We start from the raw sequence: 20,506 nt of genomic DNA on the forward strand, positions 1-20,506 counted from the left end.
CAAGGTGTTATGACCTAGATAACGTTTACTCATGTTTTGAGTGGTTTGGTTCACATAAACTACAGATTACTCCGTTTATTTATGCTCTCTAAATCCTATAATAAACAAGTTGCCTGATTTCTTCTAACTTTGGTAATAGGTTTAACCGCAATCTCGATTTTCGTCAACTGCCATAAGGATAATAAACGTGACAAAAACTAATTCAGACCTGTTAAAAAACTCTGATCCTGCTATTAATGAACTAATTAACCAAGAATTACAGCGTCAACGAGACCACTTGGAATTAATTGCGAGTGAAAACTTTACCTCCGCTGCTGTATTAGCTGCTCAAGGTTCAGTATTAACCAACAAATACGCTGAAGGATTACCAGGTAAACGCTATTATGGCGGTTGTGAGTTTGTTGACAAAATTGAACAAATAGCCATTGACCGGGCTAAACAGCTATTTGGTGCGGCTCATGCCAATGTTCAACCCCATTCCGGCGCACAGGCTAATTTTGCCGTCTTCCTAACCCTGCTGCAACCAGGGGACACAATTATGGGTATGGACTTATCCCATGGAGGACACCTTACCCACGGTTCACCAGTGAACGTTTCTGGTAAATGGTTCCAAGTCCGTCATTATGGCGTAAGTAAAGAAACTGAACAATTAGACTATGACCAAATTCGTGATTTAGCGATCAAAGAACGGCCTAAACTCTTAATTTGTGGGTATTCAGCCTATCCTCGGATTATTGACTTTCAAAAGTTCCGCAGTATTGCTGATGAAGTTGGCGCGTACTTACTCGCAGATATTGCTCACATTGCTGGTTTAGTGGCGACTGGTCATCATCCCAACCCCCTGCCTTATTGTGATGTTGTCACAACTACAACTCATAAAACTTTACGTGGACCTCGCGGCGGCTTGATTTTGACTCGTGATGCAGAATTGGGTAAAAAGCTGGATAAATCAGTTTTCCCCGGTACTCAAGGTGGACCACTAGAACACGTGATTGCTGGTAAAGCTGTGGCTTTTGGTGAAGCTCTTAAACCTGAGTTTACAACTTATTCTGGCCAAGTGATTGAAAATGCCCGCGCTTTGGCTACGCAATTGCAAAACAGAGGATTCAAATTAGTGTCTAATGGCACGGATAATCACTTAATGTTAGTAGATTTACGTTCTATTGCCATGACTGGGAAGAAGGGAGATCAACTAGTCAGCACTGTTAATATTACCGCCAATAAGAATACAGTTCCTTTTGATACTGAATCACCTTTTGTTACCAGTGGTTTAAGATTGGGTTCTCCCGCTATGACTACTAGGGGTTTAGGTGTGGCAGAATTTACGGAAATTGGCAATATTATTGCTGATCGTTTACTTTCTCCAGATGCAGATACAGTCACTAAAGATTGTTTGATGCGAGTGGCGGCATTGTGCGATCGCTTCCCATTATATCCTCACTTGGAAATTCCTGTACCAGCCCTAGCTTAATAAACTTTGGATTTTGGGTTATTGATACTGATCCAAAATCCAAAATTTGGTTTTTAAACCGACTATTTTTGCTTTATTTGTTCTATCGCACTGGACAGAGTAGTTATTGCATTCTATCAATTGTCCGATATTGAATTGCTTCGGCTACGTGCTGGGGTTTAAGGTTTTCATCTGCTGCTAAATCTGCTATAGTTCGTGCTACTTTAAGAATGCGATCGCTTGCTCTTGCTGATAACCCTAATTTCCTAATTGCTGCTTCTAATAAAGTCCGACTAGCATCATCTAAATTACACCATTTTTGTAAATGACGACTTTGCATTTGGGCATTACATTGTAAATCTTCTTCTTTTTGAAATCGAATCATAGCCAATTCTCGTGCTTTTTTCACTCTTTCTGCTACAGATTTTGACGCTTCTCCCGTTGGTTGTTGAGTAATTTCTTCGGGTTTCAAACGATTTACTGCTACTTGCAAATCAATTCTATCCATTAATGGTCCAGACAATTTTGCCCAATATTGTTCCCGTTGTCGAGGTGAACAAGTACATCCTTGAATTGTATCACCATAATAACCGCAAGGACAGGGATTTGTACTGGCTACTAATGTAAATTGTGCCGGAAAAGTGACAGATTGTTTAGTTCTAGAAATTGTCACAAAACCATCTTCCAAAGGTTGACGCAGAAACTCTAAAACATCTCTTTTAAATTCTGTTAATTCATCTAAAAAAAGTACACCTCTATGAGATAATGAAATTTCGCCAGGACGAGGAAAAGTACCACCACCAACCAAAGATGGACCAGATGCAGAATGGTGGGGACTTCTAAAAGGTCTTTCTCTAACTAATGAACCTCGATTTTTCAACAATCCAGCCACAGAATGAATGCGTGTTACTTCCAAAGATTCAGGAAAACTTAAAGGTGGTAAAATTCCCGATAAACGCCTTGCTAACATCGTTTTTCCGCTTCCTGGTGGTCCAACGAAAATCAAATTGTGTCCTCCCGCAGCCGCAATTTCTAAAGCCCTGCGGGCGTGCGCTTGTCCTTTGACATCTTGCAAATCTGCTAAGTTTAAAGATGTTTCTTGGGTAGTTTCTACTGCTTTATTTAACTGGACAGGTTGATATCTTTTAGGGTTATTTAATAAGTCCACTACATCAGCAATATCTTTACAACCATAAACCATTAAACCTTCAACAACAGCAGCTTCTTGGGCATTATCAACAGGAACAACTAAACCTGTAATTCCCATCTTTTTTGCAGTTGCAGCAATAGGTAAAACACCAGCAACAGGACGCAAACTACCATCTAAAGAAACTTCCCCCAAAAATAAAAAATCTCCTAACAAATCAGCGTTAACTTGTTCAGAAGCTGCTAAAATTCCCACACTAATTGGTAAATCAAAAGCAGGTCCTTCCTTTCTTAAATCTGCGGGAGTTAAATTAATGACAATTTTCCGCATGGGAAAAGCAAAACCCGCATTTTTCAAAGTAGCTTTTACCCGTTCTTTAGATTCTTGAATAGCCGAATCTGGTAAACCTAAAATCACAATTCCCGGTAAACCACCAGAAACATCAACTTCCACACCCACTTTTACAGCGTCAATCCCGATGATAGATGCACTCCAAACTCTAGCCAGCATTTTTTATATATCAATAAACCTTGATCATATCAAAGCAGATTTGTGGGTATATTAACAATGAGTGAAATCACCCAAGAGGATTGTTAATATAATAATAGCAGCTAAAGATGCAGGTGACTTATGGTTCAAGCATTAACAAAATTATTAACCTTTGCACAATTCATCCTTGAATACGGTAACAACCCCCGCTATGAACTTGCAGACGCAGAATTGATTGATATGGAACCAACTGGACCCCATGCAGCCGTGGGTGGTAAACTGGCAACCAAACTGGGTATTGCTATTACTCATGCTGAACTTCCCTGGTTTATTCCTCGCACCTGTCTAATCCGTCCTTTTGCAGAAACAGCCACAGCCCGACGACCTGATATTGTAGTATTAGATGAAACTGTACTTGACGATGAACCTTTTTGGGAACACGAACCAGTAATTGCGTTAGGAAAATCAATTAAGTTAGTTGTGGAAGTTGTTAGTACCAATTGGGAAACTGATTATGCGCGTAAAGTTGAAGAATACGCTTTATTAGGAATTCCTGAATATTGGATTGTTGATTATCGGGGATTGGGTGGCGTTGTTTTTATTGGTAAACCAAAGCAACCGACATTTACAGTTTGTCAACTAATTGGAGAAGATTATAGTCAGCAAAAATATCGGTTAGGAGAGTTTATTAAATCTCCTCTTTTACCCTCGCTGCAACTGCGGTTAGATGATGTGATGCCACGATAATTGATTTAGAATAATTACAATTCACTTAACTCAAACGATAATGGTTCAAACTCCTATTAAACTCTTAACCTTAGATGAATTTCTCAAACAGCCAGAAACCAAACCAGCCAGCGAATTTATAGACGGTAAAATTATCCAAAAACCTATGCCTCAAGGAAAACACAGCACGGTGCAACTTGATCTCGGTGCTGATATCAATATAGCTCTCAAACCCCAGCATATCGCTCGTGCTTATTCGGAACTGCGCTGTACCTTTGGGAGTAAATCTATTGTTCCTGATATCGCAGTTTTTACTTGGGAACGTATTCCCCGTGACGAAAATGGTAAAGTATCTAATACCTTTGCACTCGCACCAGACTGGACAATTGAAATTCTTTCTCCTGATCAAAGTCAAACTAAAGTTGTTCGCAATATCCTTCATTGTCTCACTCATGGGACTCAAATGGGGTGGTTGATTGACCCAGAAGAAGAATTAGTATTTGTTTATTTTAGCAATCGTACCATTGAAGTTTTTGAAGTTGCAAGCGATCGCCTACCTGTTCCCCATTTTGCAGAGTCCTTTAAGCTAACAATTGGTCAACTTTTTAGTTGGTTAAGCGAATAGCAAAACATGACAAATTATCTCCATTTTTACCTTTTATACTCGTGATAGTTGAGATTTGAACTTGTTATGACAAATTTTGGAGTATGTGTTTTAGTTCGTCTAAACTTTCAACTGTGAGAATCGAGCGTTGAATTGTTTTTAGTGTCTCAAGATCAGATATTTGAGAAATTTTCGGCATTAACTTTAATCCTTCATTGCCAAATTTCACTTCTAAAGATAATTCAATGTTTGAAAGTCGTTCCTCTCTTTTTCCTCTTTGCAATATTTCTTCATACCAAGGTGATTCGCGTAAAACTGTCATATCCCACCTCATAATTTCTTGAACTAAGGAACTATCTAATACAAACGTAGCAAAAAAAGCAAGAACCGTTTCTAGTTGATTTAATTGTTCATCAGCTTGCAATAAACGCAATGCTTCCCGAATTATAGATTCATCTTCACCACCTTTGAGAATCGGCACAAAAGGCAGTAGAGACGGTAAAGGTTGTTCTAAGGCAATTTTAACATCTACTTCCCACAGGTTAATTACACGGTAATCTTGACGCACTTCTAAACCGGCAAGATTAGATTCAAATCGCGTGGGGATTTCAGCATCACCTGTTTTGAGAATGTTAATTAGTACAGGATATGTGGGTAATTTATATTTTTCCTCAGCTAATCCTGCATAAGCTCGCATTCTTCGCGGCATTTCTGGTTTATACCGCAATTGTAATTCATTCAAAACTAAAAATTTCCCATATTCTTTACTTTCAACACGGATAAGTACATCACTTTCTCTACTAATCCATTGAAATTCAGAATTGAGAATTTCCCCAGCCACCACATCCGGGATTTGCGTTACCCATTTTACCCAATTATTGGGTGCAAGACTAATTAAGCGTTTGGTACTAACATCCGCAGGTTTGGCCATAAAACTATAAATGCACTGACTACACAATAGCTTAACTTTTTATCGCCTGTTCCAGCGATCGCTTAAAATCTTTAACAGATGAGTAAGTAAAACTGCATGAGTCCGAACACAGAAACCATTTTTAGTAAAATCATTCGTAAAGAAATTCCCGCGAATATTGTTTATGAAGACGATTTAGCTTTGGCTTTTACAGATGTTAACCCCCAAGCACCAGTTCACATCCTTGTTATTCCTAAAAAACCCATAGTTAGCCTAGCTACCGCAGAACCTGAAGATCAAACTCTTTTGGGACATCTTTTATTAGTGGTGAAGCAAGTTGCAGAACAAGCAGGACTAGAAAAGGGTTATCGCGTCGTTATGAATACTGGTAATGATGGCGGTCAAACAGTTCATCACTTACATATACACATCCTCGGCCGTCGTTCTATGTCCTGGCCTCCAGGTTGATTCAAGTATTCCCAGTAATGCACAGAAATCTGTTTTCTGTGCTATCTCTACATATTAGAATAAAATAACTTTACAAAAGGAAAATGTATTTTTACCAAGATTTTGTGATTCGGAATTGGGAAAAAGAAGATCGTGTTTTAGCAGCCACAGTCATTAGTGCTGTATTATCAGAATATGGTTTACCTTGGCAACCGGAGTCAGCAGATAAAGATGTATTAAATATTGAAGAATATTATTTAGCAACTGGTGGAGAATTTTGGGTAATTGAACATCAAAATCAGATTGTCGGGACTGCTGCCTATTATCCCATAAATCGCGGCGAAAAAGCGGTAGAAATTAGAAAAATGTACCTTTTACCAAAAGTGCGCGGTTTAGGTTTAGGAAAATATTTATTACAACAACTAGAAACAGCAATTGCTTTACGGGGATTTAAGCAAATTTGGATTGAAACCGCCAGTATTTTAGCTGAAGCTGTTAAACTTTATGAAAGTAATGGTTATCTACCAACAACAGGTGTAGAAACTAGCAGATGTGATTTAGTCTATGTAAAATATCTATGATCAAGATATTCCAAAACCTTCTGAGTCTTTTTCTTAAATCCTCTTGTCCCCTGTGTCAACGTCCTACACCCAGGGAACTTTGTCCATATTGCATCAAACAAATTCAAAGTTGTCACAAACAAAATCCTGCTTATTTATGGAAACAACCATTACCAATATTTGTGTGGGGAAATTATGGTGGTGCAGTCAAAAGAGCGATCGCTGCATTAAAATATGAGAATCAGCCACAAATTGGTTATCTTTTGGGACAATGGTTAGGGGAATCATGGTTATTACATTCACCGCAACCACAACAACAGCTTTTAGTTGTTCCTATCCCTATGCACCCCAAAAAACAAAAACAACGGGGTTTTAATCAAGCTGCATTAATAGCTGAAGGTTTTTGTAATGTGACAGGATACAAATTGAAAGTCAATGGTTTAGAACGCATTAAGGAAACTGAAGCACAATTTAATTTAAAAGCAGCCCAAAGACAAGAAAATTTAGCAGATGCTTTTGTGATTGGTAAAGATTTGCGTCGTCATCCCCATATACCAATATTATTAGTGGATGATATTTATACTACTGGTGCTACTGTTAAAGCTGCTGTACAGACTCTTGAACAACATCAAATTACAGTCTTGGGTGTAGCTGCTGTCGCCACGACAAATAAATAAAAATCAAGCTATATTAGATTAGTTACCCTGTATTTCTGGGAACAGTATTTCAATTTATGAAAAAGATTTTTGCAGTGGGTTTCAGAAACATCTTAATTATTCCTATTACATTGCTAACAATGGGGATTTGGAGCAAAACAGCCTCAGCACAAAATAAGTTATATAGCCCTATTCCGTTAACTAATTTGACAGAAATTTCTGATACCTTATCAAACAAAGATATTCCCACAGGACAAGGGGGATTTGCTCGTGATTATGCAATCAAATTAAATCAGGGTGATAATTTATCTATTGATTTGTCATCGGAAAACTTTGACAGCATTATTACACTATTAGCACCCAATGGTTCAACAGCAGGAGAAAATGATGATGCTCCTGACGGTACAAGTAATTCTCTATTATTTACCCGCATTACAGAAACAGGAACTTACATTGTGCGCGTTCATTCTTTTGGGGAAACTGGGGTAGGGAAGTTTAAACTCAAGGTGACAAAACTGCAACCTGTGAAGTAGGGTTTGCTTGTCCAATCCATCCTTAATTGGGTATAATTGAATTGACGAGTTAAACGGAATAAATTATGAAAATTCAAGTAATCATATATGAAGCAGAAGCAGGCGGTTTTTGATTAATTTATCACAAATTATACTCAATAAAACTAAGAAAATAAAATTTTATGTTTTCAATAGTCGGTTTTAACCGACTTTAGCTATAAGACAGGGAATTTATTCCCTGGATTTTGGAACATCAATTTTGAATATAAAAATTCGCTAATTATATATCTTGACAATAGCACAAAATTTCAAGATGTCAATACCCTAGTAAACTCGTTAGCTTATTGATTACATTCTCAATAATCTTGAGAATTAACTCAGAATATTCTCAATAAACACAAGGATGTGATTTTTTTGAAAAAGAGAGATTGAAAAAACTTATATGTCTGATGTCAGACTACCACGATATGCCACAATCCGAGAAACATCAATTGCACGCACTTGATCTAATAAAGCAATTGACGGTGATTTTAATCCAGCGACACCAGCCGAAAATTGCATATATAAATCAGGGGAGTTCCCAGCCCATTCTTGCCCTCTATCTGTTGTCATTGGTACAACGAAAACAAGAGGAAAGCGCAGTTTTCCTAAACGACTTGGCAACCCGACAATAATTGCCGGTCTGAAACCTTCTTGTTCTCTCCCACTGGGAAGCTGACTAGGAAATTTGACAGTTACAACATCACCAACTTGTAAAATACGCTCTGTCATATACCTATTTTAACTTTTCCTGTTTCAGCGATAAATTTAACGGGTATTCCTTCTTCTAGTTCTCCTTCTTGCCATTCATAGGGTTCATATTTTTCTAAACTTGATAAGTCGCTTTCTAGCCAGTCTATATCTTCTTGAGTTTGAGGATTTTGACTTTGCCAAACTAAGTAATTTAAAAAGCTAAGAACCTCTTGTAATTTATCATCAGGGATGACTTCCAAACGTTGTACTACCTTGTTTCTGAGTTGATTCATCTATGTAATACTCTGAATAGTTTTTAGTATGGATTAATCTCAGAACGCTTTTTAGGAATGTAAAATATCACACAAAATATCCACAATTAAGATTTGAGTTTTTAATGATAATAAGCCTAGCTCACGCTGAATAAGTAGGTCGGCGTTAAAGAATCAATCTATGTAACGAAATATAAATTAACGAATACCTTATAAATAGGGTGTTTCACGGTTTTTACAAAATTGGGCCGACTTACTTAAGTGAGGATCGAAGTGTTACCAAATGATCAAGTCTGATGGTTGATGATTTGCGAAGACCACTCATAATAAAATCTGAATTTTCTGGTCTGAGAATAATATCTGTATGAAGGGGATTTTCGGGAATACGGCTAGTGATTAGGGCAAAAATAATGTGCTGATATGCTCCAATTGTATTGGTTAGACAATAGGCAGGACGGACTTTACTGGAAGATAAATCGTCAAAGGGAAATTGAATTAAAACGATTTTACCCTTCATGAGCTACAGGTTGTCCATCTTTCAGGGTATAAATATCTTCTTCTGGATCATGCAGAAAAGCAAAGCTAGGGTTATTGGAAACAGCATCTAACCAAGTTTGTTCATTAAGTTCATCTTCTGGCATTAAAAGAATAACGCGCACAACCCTGTCCTTTGCTTGGGGAATGGGATGATCAAGTTTGATTTGCCCTTGGGTATTTAGGATACCAGTGGTTTCAATCGCACGCATAGCTAAATCTAAGAGGGGTGATTTTATTCTAACATTATTTGGCTCGTTTATTGTCGCATGAGAAATTAGTAACTCGCGGACAATTTAGCGATATTTAGCTACACAAGTATCAAGTAAATATTGCATAAATTCAATTAAAAATATTAAACTGAAAATATGGTTTCATCAGGTGGCAGCAATTCGTCTCGATAGGACTCAAAAGTAATACTGTCTGCAAAACCTTGATGTTGCAAAATTATATTTGACCAAGTTCTAGTTTTGTTTTCTAGAAATGTAACTAATACAGTGCTTTCGTGAATGTCTTTTGGTATTTCAGCAAGTTGGATTTTTCCATCTTTATAAATTCCCTGAACAGTTTTTAGTATGGATTAACCTCTATAAATTGAGCGATTATCATTCCTGATTATATCATTATTCACTGTAATAACTGCGAATTTCGCTTAACTTGCTGATAATTTAGTAAACTAAACTAAGATTAGAAGTATCAGGATAAAGCAATATTAATTTTTCTGACTCTAAGGAAACTAACGCAAACGTTTGACCATTATTATCGCAAAATTCTACTTCAAAAGCTTCTCCATTATTATATTCTTCTACCACTGTCCCCATTTGACCTCTAAGTAAAATTATTTCTTTTTCTGTCATAAATTGAATTGTATATTTACGTATAATTACTGTATACACACTAGTGGCTAATGTGTATATTTATTAAACAACATATAATTACACCCTAGGATAGAATAAGTAGGCTTACTAATTGTTCCTACTCCAATTTATCATGGCTTAACTACTCCATAGCAATAAAATGTATACTCTTGAACAACTAAAAAACCAATACAAAAAATTTAAGGCAGCTAAAGAGCATTTTGGAGTCAAAGCTGCTAGTTGGCAGAAGTTATGTGACAAGCTAAATGGTGAATTTCTAAAAGATGCTCTTATTAAAGAACTTGAAGGTAAAGTTGCAAGTTTGCAGGCACAGTTAGCTAAATCCTCAGTAAAAAGTGATCTAGACCTAATGCTGATGGATATCGTCTATAAACGTGGGGTTGGTGCAGATGAAATATTTGAGTCACAAGAAGTAATGAAGGATGAACCTGAAGGAACAGGAAGAGATGATTGGGCTTATTTTGAGTCAGTATTAAAGCGTCGCTATCATAGATTAGCAAAACACTATCATCCCGATAATCACGGCACTAAAGAACAGATGAATAATCTTACCAATGCCTATGAAATTGCTAGAACTTTTGTTAACAGCAATGAAGGTTTAGGAAAATAATAAAAAATAAAATTTATGTCTATCATAGAAATAGAAACCGATTTATCTCGAACTCAACTTAGTAAATTTAAAAAATTATTTACTTTGATGAAGTTAATAAATGGTAAAGCTTATTTTCCTACTAGTGAAATGCATGGTGTTCTATTAACTCAAAGTAAACAAAATGCAACTAATATAATTCAATCTCACCTAAAATTTATTCAACCATACGTTTTAAATATAGATGATAGTTTATATATTAAACATATTGGTATAGATGTACTTCTAGATACACTTGGAGAAGAAAATCCAAAGAAAAAAATTCAATACTTAGCCGCAAGAGCCTATATATCAGCATTTTTAGCAAACAATCCTGATGTATTTAAAGATTCGATGTTGCGAGGTATAGAATTAGATAAAGAACAAATTCAAGCTATGCAATATGTTAAGAAAAATTCTAAACATTGCGCCCTAACTCTAAAACCTTTTCAAAAAGGTATTAAATGCCATATCCATCATATTGAAGGAGTTAGTGAACGACCGGATCTCGCAACTGATGTAAAGAATCTTTTACCTCTTTGTGAAGATGTCCATACCGAATATCATCAATGGGTTATTTCTAATCAAAAAAGTGTAACAAGAGCTACGTTAAAACATTTCGCCAAAGAAAAAAAGTACGAAACAAACTGGTAAAGATATTCTTTTTTCCATCACATAAAAGCTATACTAATCGCCAGAAACTCTAAGATAGAAACCAAATAATTGGGGCAAAAATTCATTGACTTTAGTTAAAATAAAACTCTTTTATTATTGAATTTTTTCTCATACTTGTCCCCTAAGCCGAAAAACTGGTAATTATACACAAAAACAACGCTTCAGTCCACTCCACCACAGCCCCATAAGTATCTCCCGTATGTCCACCTAACTTATAATTAAACCAAGCTGCGGTAACAACAGAAATCACACTCCCAGCCAAAACCATCCCCACAGATAAAACTAATTTCTGAGGATAAATTACCCAAACAAAACCACTCAAACCCACTAACAAAAAGAAGCTTGGTAACAAATCCAAATAAGAACGAATCGCTTGTTTATGAACCGCACCTTTACCAGTCGGTTTCAGATAAGGATATTGACAAATAGCCATTTGTTGTCCCCAACGTCCCCACCCACAAGCAGCCATTAATACAAAATAATGGTTTTCAGCTATTTCTGTTAAAGCTGTTATTTTCAAAATAATAATCACAATAGCAGACATTGCCCCAAAAGCACCAGTAGCACTATCCATCATTACCTGTAACCTGCGTTTCGGATCACCTACCGCTAAACCATCAGCCGTATCCATCGCACCATCTAAATGTAACCCTCCCGTAATTGCTATCCACGCACCTACTACCAAAGCATTACGAGTTAGCACGGGGACACCCAAATAATTCATTCCCGTATCTAATCCACCTAAAATCCCCCCAATCATCAACCCAATCACCGGTGCAAAACAAGCAACCTTCTGGAAGTCCAAATTTTGCAGATAGGGTAAGGGAATAGCTGTATAGAAAATCACAGCCGCAACTAAATTTAGCAATTGCTGTTGCCACCAGCGCAAAACGTTAGCCATACTTTAGAAAGAGTTCCATTAGTCAAATACTTCCAGTATTCATGAATATAAATGTTCTCATCATAAATCACTCCCAGACTGACAATCTACCTCAAAAGATGAGACGATCGCCTCCCAAACTTGATATTTTGGAACTATGGGAAATTAACAATCCATCTCATTGATAGTCTGGCTGCGTTGTCACTCACCTTTCATAAACCGCTATTTCTCTATGAGTCATCATCTACCCCACACCAAAATGCCAGCCCCGTGTATAGTCAACATGGGCATAGTTGTCAACAAACTCGATATCCGCCGATTGCTGAATGATTTAGGTAGAGTCCACTACATTTACACCCAAGAAAATAAGCTACTGAGTGAGGGTGACGGGGATGTAATGGAAGTATTCGCTAATTCCTATCGGTCTACCTTAGTCACCAATAATGCACTATATGTGAATGTGGATAGTTTTGATTATCTGGAGTTAAAACTATCCCCACAACAAGAAACCTACTTCGACTTAGTTCAAGAGGAAATGTGTTTACGGTTGATTCCTCTTTCCACTCCCTTACAAGCAAGACGCGATCGCCAATTTAACGTTACGGTTATAGAAGCGATGATGGATCAAGTCCTAGCCGCTCGATGGGATGCAGAAATTGATGACGACTGCTGTGATTCTTTTTAAAGGAGTCAGGAGTCAGGAGTCAGGAGTCAGGAGTCAGAAGAAGGAGAAAAAGAAAGGATGTAACAACGTAGGAATTGTAGATCCCCCTACGGTATTAGCAAACCCTAACAAAAAAATCATATCCTCTCTGGGGTCATAGTGGATTGCGGGGTATGACCCTCACAAAACAAAAACCCCCACGAACGCCCTAAGTAACAGCAAAAATGTTAAGTTGATGGATAAATTCACCTAATTAGTATTTTTGCCTTGAGCGCCAATTTTTCCTTTGAAAGTCTCGCTACCTGTAGCCAGACCAAAGCTAGAGCCGGAATATTTTCTACTCCCCACGGAATTGTAGAAACACCCAGGTTTATGCCTGTGGGAACATTAGCTAATGTCAAAACTATCACCCCTGCCCAATTGGGAGCAACAGGAGCGCAGATGGTTTTAGCTAATACCTATCATTTACATCTCCAACCGGGAGAAGCCATTGTTGCTGGTGGTGGTGGATTACATAAGTTCATGGGTTGGTCTGGTCCCATGCTCACCGATTCCGGTGGATTTCAGGTTTTCAGTCTGAGCGAAATGCGGAAAATTACTGAAGAAGGTGTAACTTTCCGTTCGCCTCATGATGGGCAAATCATTAAATTAACGCCAGAACGCTCTATTGAAATTCAGAATATTTTAGGGGCGGATGTGATCATGGCTTTTGATGAATGTCCTCCCTATCCTGCCACTCGTCAGGAAGTTGAAGCCGCCACTGACCGAACCTATCGCTGGTTAAAACGCTCTATATCCGCCCATCAACGCCAGGATCAGGCATTGTTTCCCATTGTCCAGGGGGGAGTATATTTAGACTTACGCGCCCGTGCTGCTCAAGAATTGGCGCAGTTGGATATGCCGGGATATGCCATTGGTGGGGTCAGCGTGGGTGAACCAACGGATTTAATGGCGCAAATTGTCCAAACTACAGCGCCGTTGTTACCGGTGAATAAACCCCGTTATTTGATGGGTGTGGGAACTTATCGAGAAATGGCCATTGCGATCGCTTCTGGTGTAGATTTATTTGATTGCGTTATTCCCACACGCTGGGCTAGACATGGAACGGCTATTGTCTCCGGTGAACGCTGGAACATCAAAAATGCTAAGTTTCGTGAAGATTTTACACCATTGGATACAACTTGCCCTTGTTACACCTGTGAAAATTTCAGTCGGGCTTATTTAGCTCATTTAGTGCGATCGCAGGAAATATTAGCATATACTTTGTTGACTATTCATAACATCACCGAATTAATTCGCTTTACTCAAAAGATTCGCGCATCAATTTTGAGCGATCGTTTTGTCACCGATTTTGGTCACTGGTTAGAACCATCAGCAATTGATCTAGAAAAAACTGAGGACTGATCATTGAGCTAATCATGATAAAATATATCTCGCATATAATAATACCTTGTCCATTTTCTGCTTTGTTGGGTTAAGCGACAGCGCAACCCAACGCTCATGTTGGGTTTCATGCTAATTGCTCCGCAACGCTAACGTTCCACAACCCAACCTACAAATCAAGGCTTTCTCTAATTTGGACAAGGTATTGATATAAAATCTGTATTTGATTATTAGGTGGATTTAAACAAACATGGAAGCAGCACTATTACTCGCAAAATTGCCTGAAGCTTACCAAATCTTCGACCCCTTGGTAGATGTTTTACCTGTTATTCCCGTCTTCTTCTTGTTACTTGCATTTGTTTGGCAAGCAGCAGTGGGTTTTAGATAAATTACCCATTGCCAATTTTTTGGGCAGGTAACATCCACCTGTCCTATTTTTTGGTAAAATTAATAGTTCTTAATATTTTGCAATAAATCCATATAATTAATCCAGTCACATACTAAATTACCAGGAAGCTACGATGGGAAATATCAAATTTGTTAAAGAAAATCAAGAAATAGTCGCCGCAGATGGTGCTAATCTCCGACTTAAAGCTGTAGAAAATGGCATTGATATATATAAATTTTTCGGCAAAATGACCAATTGTGGTGGTGCTGGACAATGTACTACTTGCGTTGTCCAAATCACTGAAGGATTAGAAAACCTGTCTCCGCGTACAGATTTAGAAACCAAAAAATTCAAAAACAAGCCTGATAACTACCGTCTCGCTTGTCAAACCTTAGTTAATGGACCAGTTACCGTCATTACCAAACCTTAAAGGCTCTTAAAAAATTTGGCTTCACTCTGTCATGGATGATGCTATTCTAGAATAGTTGACTCGAAATTACACAAAAGGCTATCTTGCTATGCAAGTTAATGATTTGGGTTTCGTAGCGAGCATTTTGTTCGTATTAGTACCCGCCGTGTTTTTAATCATGCTTTACATCCAAACCTCCAAGACTGAAGGTTAATTAACAGCCTTGCGAACAGCTATTAGCTTTTGTGAGCATTTTAAAATCGGTGGAAAAGATAGTTAATACTTGGGCTATAAAATAAAAACCCCCCTAAACTAATATAGTGTAGGGGTTTTTATTTAGTCAACGCTAATATGAAGACATTATCCAATAGTGCGTGCCAAGAGAACTGGACAGGTAGCATTAACACGAACATAGTCAGATAAAGACGAGCCAATGAGCCGATCTATATCAACAAAACTCTTAGCAATAGATGGGCGACGGTCCGGAGAACCAATCAATAATAAGTCTATATTCAACTCATTAGTTAAACGACAAATTTCTTCCCCAGGTTTACCACTGCTAGTAATACAACGCACTGCTACAGATTGCTTTTCTGCCTCTGCCACAGCCATTCCTAACACAGAATTTCTCTCTGGTTTAAGATCAGTAATACCTGATAATTTACCACCTAAATCTGCATTAACATTAGCTAAAACCAATTGTCCACCCGCAACACCCCTAAGTAAAAACAAAGCCAAATTTAAGCAGTTCTTAGCAGATTCAGAATTATCCATTGCCACCATAATGCGCTTAATGTTTTTGACATAAATGTCATCTTTCACTAGCAACATGGGACGGGAAGACAGTTGGAAAACGTACTGACTGACGGAATTGGAGAAAATAGATTGTAGCCGCTTCATTCCCCGTGAACCCATAATAATCAAGTCAGCTTCCATTTCGTCAGCGACTTGACAAACTACATCCTTGGGATCACCTTGACGCAAAATGGAAGAAACTTGGCTGGGGTCTAAGTTTAAATACTGAATAGCCTTAGCGAGAATTTTGCCCCCTTCTTCCCATTTGTCGGTCATTACAGCCGCAGTGCTTTGTGGGGTGACAACGTGGAGAACTGTAACTCTTGCTCCTCGAAATGAAGGTAGTTCTTTCAAGTTCTTGAGCATTTCTTCCGCGTGTCCCAAACCGGAGACAGCCAACAAAATTTTTTGGATCATTTTTCCGTCTTTGTCGTGAAGGTTTTTGTGGTTTTTGCTGCTAGTATTGAGCTATGGCTGCGTCAGGCAAGCTATCAGAATGTTTCTTTCTCATGTGCTAAATAACCAAGTTAAGTATTCAGGCATAAATTAACTGATTAGCAGTGAAACTAATACCAACAAGCAAAAGAGTAATTAATATTAAGTTTCTTTACGCCTAACTAGGTGAAGTGACAACCAGATTGCCTATCATTCATATCATACAACTAATTGTGTCGAATGAAATTAATAAAACATGATGTTAGTTATGATTTGTCATCTATGTTAATTTTTTTTAATTTAAGTTAATTATTACCATGATCATTTTTCGGAAATTAAACAACAAATAGCAGAATATCAAGCTTATGCTGAAAAAATGAGAGCAAAAATACCGTTTATATTGTCAGCATTCAGCCGTCAATTTTCAGCCTTTCGTAAAAAGATAAATTCAATTTCTGCTTGAGATCTACAGGATTGATAAAATCAAAAAAATGAATTACCAAGTTGTTAACCAATTAGATGAAACCCAAATTTCCGAACTTGTGGAATTATACAAAAATGAGTTCTGGAGTCACAACCGAACATATCCAGGTGTTGTCAAAATGTTAGCTGCATCTGATATTATCATCGCTTTAGTAAATGAGGAAAAAGAACTAATTGCTTTTTGTCGTATTTTGACTGATTGTGTTTATCGCGGAGTTCTTTATGATGTCATTGTTAAACCTAGTTACAGAAAAATGGGATTTGGTGCTAAGTTATTAGATGAAGTCGTTAATCATCCCCAATTAAAAGAAGTTGAAAATATGGCTTTGTTCTGTTTACCAGAGATGATACCATTTTATCAACGGTGGGGTTTCACTAATGAAGTTGTGAAGTTGGAATTAATGTATCGTTATCAATAATATATCAATCCTTGAGAATTCTCTAATTTGATCATGTCTACCCAAAGTCTAATTCAAAGTATATATACAGATGGCGCTTGCACAGGTAATCCTGGCCCTGGTGGTTGGGGTACAGTTGTCTATTTTCATGATGGTTCAGTCCATGAAATGGGTGATTCATCCCAGCACACCACTAATAATAAAATGGAAATGCAAGCAGCGATCGCTGCCTTGGAATTTTTCAAATCATCTCGACAAACTGAACCTATTACCCTGTACACAGATAGTAAATATGTCATTGATTGTGTGACAAAATGGGTAAAAGGCTGGAAAAAGAACGGCTGGAAAAAAGCAGATGGGAATCCCGTTCAAAACCAAGACCTCCTAGAAATTCTGGATCAACTCAATAGCCGACTGGTACAATGGGAACACGTTCGCGGACATTCTGGTAATATTGGCAATGAACGCTGTGATGTCATTGCGCGTTCCTTCGCTAACCATAAAATCCCTCACCTCAAACAATTATTACCTGGACTTCTTCACGAAAATTTACCTAAAATTGGGGAAATAAGCCCAGCAAAATTATCTAATGATCCAATAAACTCTACAATAACTAATAAAAATACACTAGAAAGCAGTCCGTCTGCATCAGATACAAGCACTATGGAACAATCTACAACACCAACTGCGACTACAACCAACGAACAACCCACTGAAATCAGGGTTTTACAACTTCGCAACTTGGTGGAAACCTTACGGATTGCAGACGAAATTGCCGAAAAAGGCTACCTAATTACCAGTTCAGAATTAGCAGACTTAATGGGTGTTCACTCTAGCGCCGTTACCAGCCGAGGTGATGAATGGCGTTGGCGAAATTGGATAGTTTCACGGGTAAGACGGGAAGGAAATCAAATTCTTTGGGAACTCGAACGTGGGGACAAAATAGCCACAGAAATAGATTGAAAAATATAATTTTTGATTTTCCTTAAATCTTAAAACCCGTAGGGGCGCAGGCTATGCGCCCTTGATTGCATTTAAATACCTTTGATTAAGCTCCTAACATTTGTAAATTGTGCAAAGTTGCATAAAATCCTTGTTGTTGTAGCAATTCTTCATGACTTCCCTGTTCAATTAATTCCCCCCGTTTCAACACAAAAATCCGGTCTACATTGCGAATTGTCGAGAGACGGTGAGCAATAATAATTGAAGTCCGTTGGATTAACAACTGATTTAAAGCTGATTGAACTAAAGCCTCAGTTCCCACATCTAAACTAGCTGTGGCTTCATCTAATACCAAAATTTGGGGATTACGAATAGCCGCCCGCGCAAAGGCTAAAAGTTGTTTTTGTCCACTAGAAAGATTTGTCGCCCGTTCTCGTAATTGAGTATCATAACCTTGGGGTAATTGGTTAATAAACGTCGCTACATTCGTCTTTTCTGCTGCTTGTTGAATTTCTGCAAAACTGTAATTATCACCTAAAGTAATATTACTTTTAACATCACCAGCAAACAAAAAAGCCTCTTGCAAAATCACCGTCATATAACGTCGTAGTTCCACTTGAGGAATCTCGCGGATATCCACACCGTCAATGAGAATGCGTCCTTGGGTTGGTTCATAAAGACGACACAACAGGCGAATAATTGAACTTTTACCGGCACCTGTGGGACCAACTAAAGCCACCTTTTCCCCTGGGTGAATGGTAAAGTCTAAATTCTTAATCACGTAATCATCATCTTTATAGGCAAAAGAAACATTTTCAAACTTAATTGCGCCTAAAGCCGGAACGGGTGTAAAATCTTGAGATTCTAACTTAGGAACTATATCCTTGATATAGCCAAATTCAAAATCTACATTTGAACTTTGAGGCTGAGAGTAATCTTTAATTTCGATAGGTTCATCTAAAATATCCACTACTCTTTCAATAGCCGTAAACCCAGATTGAATCACCGTAAACTTTTCCGCAAAATTCCGTAATGGTTCAAAAAATTGTTGGGCATATAAAATAAATGCTGATAAAATCCCAAAGGAGATTTGTTGATCTAACAATAACCAACCACCTAACCATAATACTCCAGCAATAGCAATTAAACCAACCCATTCTAAGGTTGCAGAAACTGCGGAATCATACCAAATGCTAATATCTACTTCCTTAATATAACGTTGGTTAGCAGCTCGAAATAACTCAACATTAAATTTTTCGCGGCGAAATAATTGAACTATATTAATCCCGACAATATTTTCTTGAAGTTGAGAATTGAGTACAGAAAGTTCTTCCCTGGTTTTATAATTAGCCCTTCGATACTGCTGTTGAAAATAAATCATCAACCAAGTTATTGGAAACAGGATGAATATCAACAAAGAAGCAAGTTGCCATTGAATGGAAAACATCAATCCTACAATTACTACCATAGATAGTAAATCAGAAATAATGCCTACAGCCCCAGTGGAAAAAACATCTCCTAAACTTTCGACATCACTCGTTAGTCTAGTAATCAATTTACCTACAGGTGTCTGATCAAAAAACCGCACAGCTAAAGATGTTACATGAGTAAATAAATCCTCACGAATATCTGCTGTGATTTTTTGCCCTAGTTTTTGCACTAAATAACCCTGCACACCTGTTAATACTAAGCGGATAATAGTTGCTATTAGCAACATTCCAATCAGGATATTTAAACCTTGCCCCAGAGGGATATTTTGCAGAAATTGATATGTACTTGGTTCTTTGCGAATTAACGAAATTGCCTGTCCCACTAATAGGGGTTTGATAGCACTAGCAACAGCAATGGGAACAAGCATTAACATGGATACTGCTAATAGTTTGCCATGACGACGACCATAGGGGACTAAGCGTAAAAATAACCGCCAGTCATTTTCTCGACGACGGTATTCGGGATTGGATTTAGTTGGAGATGGAGAGATGCCCATAAATAACAATTTAGGAGGAAAATAATGTAAAATTCTGTCCTGGGAGACTAATTTTTTTCAAAATTTAAGCCATTGATTTCTTGACATTTTGCCTGTGCGGCTTGATAAGCTGTCAAATATTCTAGCCCCCCCAACATAACATCACCATAATAATCATAGGGGGCTTCACCATAAATAGGTAAAGGATCATCCTCTGGATAATCTTCTTTGGATTCTTCCACAATGGCTTTGAGTTTTTTGGTACTTAGAGCTTGAGCCGGAAAATAATAAAGTTCTTGGGGATTTTTTTGTAAATGGGGAAGTGTCGGATCTATAATTACATCATTAACTTCAATCCAACCATGTTCAACTGGTTTATAGGGCTGACCAGCAAATACTAAAAAGCCTTGAATATACTTTGCACCTTCGGTGATTAAAACTGCTTTATAAGCATTATCAAAAGGTTTTTTGGCTTTACTTTTGATGGCTTTGGCAATTTCATGAGATAGGGTTTCATCTAATAATTTGTTCATGGGGTAAATT

General features: G+C 37.7%; 26 protein-coding genes. 16 read left to right on the forward strand and 10 right to left on the reverse strand.

Annotation, left to right across the window (positions count from 1 at the left end):
• Positions 1–187: 187 nt before the first annotated feature.
• Positions 188–1,471 carry a serine hydroxymethyltransferase gene (gene glyA, locus AN490_RS08785; protein WP_213712881.1) on the forward strand — a complete coding sequence of 428 codons (1,284 nt, stop codon included), beginning with the start codon at positions 188–190 and terminating at the stop codon, positions 1,469–1,471.
• Positions 1,472–1,574: 103 nt separating this feature from the next.
• Here the strand turns inward: glyA and AN490_RS08790 are convergent, their stop codons facing one another.
• On the reverse strand, positions 1,575–3,107 hold the full coding sequence (locus AN490_RS08790) for a YifB family Mg chelatase-like AAA ATPase (protein WP_300001903.1): 1,533 nt from the start codon (positions 3,105–3,107) through the stop codon (positions 1,575–1,577).
• 120 nt (positions 3,108–3,227) lie between these two features.
• Here AN490_RS08790 and AN490_RS08795 point away from each other — a divergent pair, with 120 nt between their 5' ends.
• Entirely contained in the window at positions 3,228–3,833 is a 606-nt protein-coding gene (locus AN490_RS08795) for a Uma2 family endonuclease (RefSeq protein ID WP_053540750.1), read from the forward strand.
• Positions 3,834–3,873: 40 nt separating this feature from the next.
• Positions 3,874–4,437: a Uma2 family endonuclease gene (locus AN490_RS08800; RefSeq protein ID WP_300001910.1), complete on the forward strand. Its 564-nt coding sequence runs from the start codon at positions 3,874–3,876 to the stop codon at positions 4,435–4,437.
• Between the two features lie 64 nt (positions 4,438–4,501).
• Here AN490_RS08800 and AN490_RS08805 read toward each other — a convergent pair whose 3' ends face one another.
• Entirely contained in the window at positions 4,502–5,347 is an 846-nt protein-coding gene (locus AN490_RS08805; protein ID WP_300001913.1) for an Rpn family recombination-promoting nuclease/putative transposase, read from the reverse strand.
• Positions 5,348–5,443: 96 nt separating this feature from the next.
• On the opposite strand from AN490_RS08805, the gene AN490_RS08810 reads away from it, so the two are divergent.
• From AN490_RS08810 to AN490_RS08825, 4 genes are all read left to right on the forward strand, one after another.
• The gene (locus AN490_RS08810) at positions 5,444–5,794 is read left to right on the forward strand and encodes a histidine triad nucleotide-binding protein (protein ID WP_300001916.1); all 351 of its coding nucleotides are present in this window, start codon (positions 5,444–5,446) and stop codon (positions 5,792–5,794) included.
• A gap of 83 nt (positions 5,795–5,877) precedes the next feature.
• Complete coding sequence (locus tag AN490_RS08815) at positions 5,878–6,354, forward strand: GNAT family N-acetyltransferase (protein WP_300001919.1); 477 nt, start codon at positions 5,878–5,880, stop codon at positions 6,352–6,354.
• Entirely contained in the window at positions 6,351–7,010 is a 660-nt protein-coding gene (locus AN490_RS08820) for a ComF family protein (protein WP_300001922.1), read from the forward strand. Before AN490_RS08815 ends, AN490_RS08820 begins: the two co-directional genes overlap by 4 nt.
• A gap of 56 nt (positions 7,011–7,066) precedes the next feature.
• Entirely contained in the window at positions 7,067–7,522 is a 456-nt protein-coding gene (locus AN490_RS08825; RefSeq protein WP_271821111.1) for a PPC domain-containing protein, read from the forward strand.
• A gap of 417 nt (positions 7,523–7,939) precedes the next feature.
• Here AN490_RS08825 and AN490_RS08830 read toward each other — a convergent pair whose 3' ends face one another.
• The 4 genes from AN490_RS08830 to AN490_RS08850 all read right to left on the reverse strand — a co-directional run bounded on the left by AN490_RS08830 (position 7,940) and on the right by AN490_RS08850 (position 9,896).
• Complete coding sequence (locus AN490_RS08830; RefSeq protein WP_300001927.1) at positions 7,940–8,272, reverse strand: type II toxin-antitoxin system PemK/MazF family toxin; 333 nt, start codon at positions 8,270–8,272, stop codon at positions 7,940–7,942.
• On the reverse strand, positions 8,269–8,526 hold the full coding sequence (locus AN490_RS08835; RefSeq protein WP_300001930.1) for a hypothetical protein: 258 nt from the start codon (positions 8,524–8,526) through the stop codon (positions 8,269–8,271). The genes AN490_RS08830 and AN490_RS08835 overlap by 4 nt, the downstream gene beginning before the upstream one ends.
• A gap of 485 nt (positions 8,527–9,011) precedes the next feature.
• Positions 9,012–9,251: a hypothetical protein gene (locus tag AN490_RS08845; RefSeq protein WP_041458354.1), complete on the reverse strand. Its 240-nt coding sequence runs from the start codon at positions 9,249–9,251 to the stop codon at positions 9,012–9,014.
• 456 nt (positions 9,252–9,707) lie between these two features.
• On the reverse strand, positions 9,708–9,896 hold the full coding sequence (locus tag AN490_RS08850) for a DUF4926 domain-containing protein (protein ID WP_300001937.1): 189 nt from the start codon (positions 9,894–9,896) through the stop codon (positions 9,708–9,710).
• 160 nt (positions 9,897–10,056) lie between these two features.
• Here AN490_RS08850 and AN490_RS08855 point away from each other — a divergent pair, with 160 nt between their 5' ends.
• Both AN490_RS08855 and AN490_RS08860 read left to right on the forward strand, forming a co-directional pair.
• A complete protein-coding gene (locus AN490_RS08855; RefSeq protein WP_300001940.1) occupies positions 10,057–10,527 on the forward strand; it encodes a hypothetical protein in 471 nt (156 codons plus the stop codon).
• A gap of 15 nt (positions 10,528–10,542) precedes the next feature.
• Positions 10,543–11,199, forward strand: coding sequence for a hypothetical protein (locus tag AN490_RS08860; RefSeq protein WP_300001942.1), 657 nt, complete (start codon positions 10,543–10,545; stop codon positions 11,197–11,199).
• A gap of 142 nt (positions 11,200–11,341) precedes the next feature.
• Here the strand turns inward: AN490_RS08860 and cobS are convergent, their stop codons facing one another.
• Complete coding sequence (cobS, locus tag AN490_RS08865) at positions 11,342–12,121, reverse strand: adenosylcobinamide-GDP ribazoletransferase (RefSeq protein WP_300001945.1); 780 nt, start codon at positions 12,119–12,121, stop codon at positions 11,342–11,344.
• Between the two features lie 211 nt (positions 12,122–12,332).
• Between cobS and AN490_RS08870 the strand changes: the two genes are divergently transcribed.
• The 5 genes from AN490_RS08870 to psbM all read left to right on the forward strand — a co-directional run bounded on the left by AN490_RS08870 (position 12,333) and on the right by psbM (position 15,158).
• Positions 12,333–12,785 (forward strand): hypothetical protein, encoded by a 453-nt coding sequence (locus tag AN490_RS08870; protein ID WP_148760581.1) that lies wholly within the window; start codon positions 12,333–12,335, stop codon positions 12,783–12,785.
• Positions 12,786–13,031: 246 nt separating this feature from the next.
• Positions 13,032–14,168 (forward strand): tRNA guanosine(34) transglycosylase Tgt, encoded by a 1,137-nt coding sequence (tgt, locus tag AN490_RS08875; RefSeq protein WP_300001950.1) that lies wholly within the window; start codon positions 13,032–13,034, stop codon positions 14,166–14,168.
• Positions 14,169–14,397: 229 nt separating this feature from the next.
• Positions 14,398–14,535 (forward strand): photosystem II reaction center protein K, encoded by a 138-nt coding sequence (locus tag AN490_RS08880; protein WP_006195022.1) that lies wholly within the window; start codon positions 14,398–14,400, stop codon positions 14,533–14,535.
• Between the two features lie 133 nt (positions 14,536–14,668).
• The gene (locus AN490_RS08885) at positions 14,669–14,965 is read left to right on the forward strand and encodes a 2Fe-2S iron-sulfur cluster-binding protein (protein ID WP_015079947.1); all 297 of its coding nucleotides are present in this window, start codon (positions 14,669–14,671) and stop codon (positions 14,963–14,965) included.
• A gap of 88 nt (positions 14,966–15,053) precedes the next feature.
• The gene (gene psbM / locus AN490_RS08890; RefSeq protein ID WP_015079946.1) at positions 15,054–15,158 is read left to right on the forward strand and encodes a photosystem II reaction center protein PsbM; all 105 of its coding nucleotides are present in this window, start codon (positions 15,054–15,056) and stop codon (positions 15,156–15,158) included.
• Positions 15,159–15,304: 146 nt separating this feature from the next.
• On the opposite strand, the gene AN490_RS08895 is transcribed toward psbM, so the two are convergent.
• Positions 15,305–16,156 (reverse strand): universal stress protein, encoded by an 852-nt coding sequence (locus AN490_RS08895; RefSeq protein ID WP_148760575.1) that lies wholly within the window; start codon positions 16,154–16,156, stop codon positions 15,305–15,307.
• Positions 16,157–16,665: 509 nt separating this feature from the next.
• Here AN490_RS08895 and AN490_RS08900 point away from each other — a divergent pair.
• Both AN490_RS08900 and rnhA read left to right on the forward strand, forming a co-directional pair.
• Complete coding sequence (locus AN490_RS08900; RefSeq protein WP_300001957.1) at positions 16,666–17,076, forward strand: GNAT family N-acetyltransferase; 411 nt, start codon at positions 16,666–16,668, stop codon at positions 17,074–17,076.
• A 33-nt stretch (positions 17,077–17,109) separates the two neighbouring features.
• The gene (gene rnhA / locus AN490_RS08905; protein WP_300001960.1) at positions 17,110–18,018 is read left to right on the forward strand and encodes a ribonuclease HI; all 909 of its coding nucleotides are present in this window, start codon (positions 17,110–17,112) and stop codon (positions 18,016–18,018) included.
• An 85-nt stretch (positions 18,019–18,103) separates the two neighbouring features.
• Here the strand turns inward: rnhA and AN490_RS08910 are convergent, their stop codons facing one another.
• On the reverse strand, positions 18,104–19,984 hold the full coding sequence (locus AN490_RS08910; RefSeq protein WP_300001963.1) for an ABC transporter ATP-binding protein: 1,881 nt from the start codon (positions 19,982–19,984) through the stop codon (positions 18,104–18,106).
• Positions 19,985–20,031: 47 nt separating this feature from the next.
• On the reverse strand, positions 20,032–20,496 hold the full coding sequence (locus AN490_RS08915) for a hypothetical protein (protein ID WP_213712845.1): 465 nt from the start codon (positions 20,494–20,496) through the stop codon (positions 20,032–20,034).
• Positions 20,497–20,506: the final 10 nt, after the last annotated feature.

Source organism: Anabaena sp. AL09 (assembly GCF_001672255.1).
Classification (GTDB): domain Bacteria; phylum Cyanobacteriota; class Cyanobacteriia; order Cyanobacteriales; family Nostocaceae; genus Dolichospermum; species Dolichospermum lemmermannii.

Coding starts and splice junctions, on each gene's coding strand:
- AN490_RS08860 (WP_300001942.1), top strand. CDS start 10,543: ATGTCTATCATAGAAATAGAAACCGATTTATCTCGAACTCAACTTAGT.
- AN490_RS08805 (WP_300001913.1), bottom strand. CDS start 5,347: ATGGCCAAACCTGCGGATGTTAGTACCAAACGCTTAATTAGTCTTGCA.
- AN490_RS08855 (WP_300001940.1), top strand. CDS start 10,057: ATGTATACTCTTGAACAACTAAAAAACCAATACAAAAAATTTAAGGCA.
- AN490_RS08870 (WP_148760581.1), top strand. CDS start 12,333: ATGAGTCATCATCTACCCCACACCAAAATGCCAGCCCCGTGTATAGTC.
- AN490_RS08850 (WP_300001937.1), bottom strand. CDS start 9,896: ATGACAGAAAAAGAAATAATTTTACTTAGAGGTCAAATGGGGACAGTG.
- AN490_RS08835 (WP_300001930.1), bottom strand. CDS start 8,526: ATGAATCAACTCAGAAACAAGGTAGTACAACGTTTGGAAGTCATCCCT.
- cobS (WP_300001945.1), bottom strand. CDS start 12,121: ATGGCTAACGTTTTGCGCTGGTGGCAACAGCAATTGCTAAATTTAGTT.
- AN490_RS08800 (WP_300001910.1), top strand. CDS start 3,874: ATGGTTCAAACTCCTATTAAACTCTTAACCTTAGATGAATTTCTCAAA.
- AN490_RS08880 (WP_006195022.1), top strand. CDS start 14,398: ATGGAAGCAGCACTATTACTCGCAAAATTGCCTGAAGCTTACCAAATC.
- AN490_RS08810 (WP_300001916.1), top strand. CDS start 5,444: ATGAGTCCGAACACAGAAACCATTTTTAGTAAAATCATTCGTAAAGAA.
- AN490_RS08795 (WP_053540750.1), top strand. CDS start 3,228: ATGGTTCAAGCATTAACAAAATTATTAACCTTTGCACAATTCATCCTT.
- AN490_RS08820 (WP_300001922.1), top strand. CDS start 6,351: ATGATCAAGATATTCCAAAACCTTCTGAGTCTTTTTCTTAAATCCTCT.
- AN490_RS08790 (WP_300001903.1), bottom strand. CDS start 3,107: ATGCTGGCTAGAGTTTGGAGTGCATCTATCATCGGGATTGACGCTGTA.
- AN490_RS08845 (WP_041458354.1), bottom strand. CDS start 9,251: ATGCGTGCGATTGAAACCACTGGTATCCTAAATACCCAAGGGCAAATC.
- AN490_RS08900 (WP_300001957.1), top strand. CDS start 16,666: ATGAATTACCAAGTTGTTAACCAATTAGATGAAACCCAAATTTCCGAA.
- AN490_RS08915 (WP_213712845.1), bottom strand. CDS start 20,496: ATGAACAAATTATTAGATGAAACCCTATCTCATGAAATTGCCAAAGCC.
- AN490_RS08910 (WP_300001963.1), bottom strand. CDS start 19,984: ATGGGCATCTCTCCATCTCCAACTAAATCCAATCCCGAATACCGTCGT.
- rnhA (WP_300001960.1), top strand. CDS start 17,110: ATGTCTACCCAAAGTCTAATTCAAAGTATATATACAGATGGCGCTTGC.
- AN490_RS08825 (WP_271821111.1), top strand. CDS start 7,067: ATGAAAAAGATTTTTGCAGTGGGTTTCAGAAACATCTTAATTATTCCT.
- AN490_RS08815 (WP_300001919.1), top strand. CDS start 5,878: ATGTATTTTTACCAAGATTTTGTGATTCGGAATTGGGAAAAAGAAGAT.
- AN490_RS08885 (WP_015079947.1), top strand. CDS start 14,669: ATGGGAAATATCAAATTTGTTAAAGAAAATCAAGAAATAGTCGCCGCA.
- AN490_RS08895 (WP_148760575.1), bottom strand. CDS start 16,156: ATGATCCAAAAAATTTTGTTGGCTGTCTCCGGTTTGGGACACGCGGAA.
- AN490_RS08830 (WP_300001927.1), bottom strand. CDS start 8,272: ATGACAGAGCGTATTTTACAAGTTGGTGATGTTGTAACTGTCAAATTT.
- psbM (WP_015079946.1), top strand. CDS start 15,054: ATGCAAGTTAATGATTTGGGTTTCGTAGCGAGCATTTTGTTCGTATTA.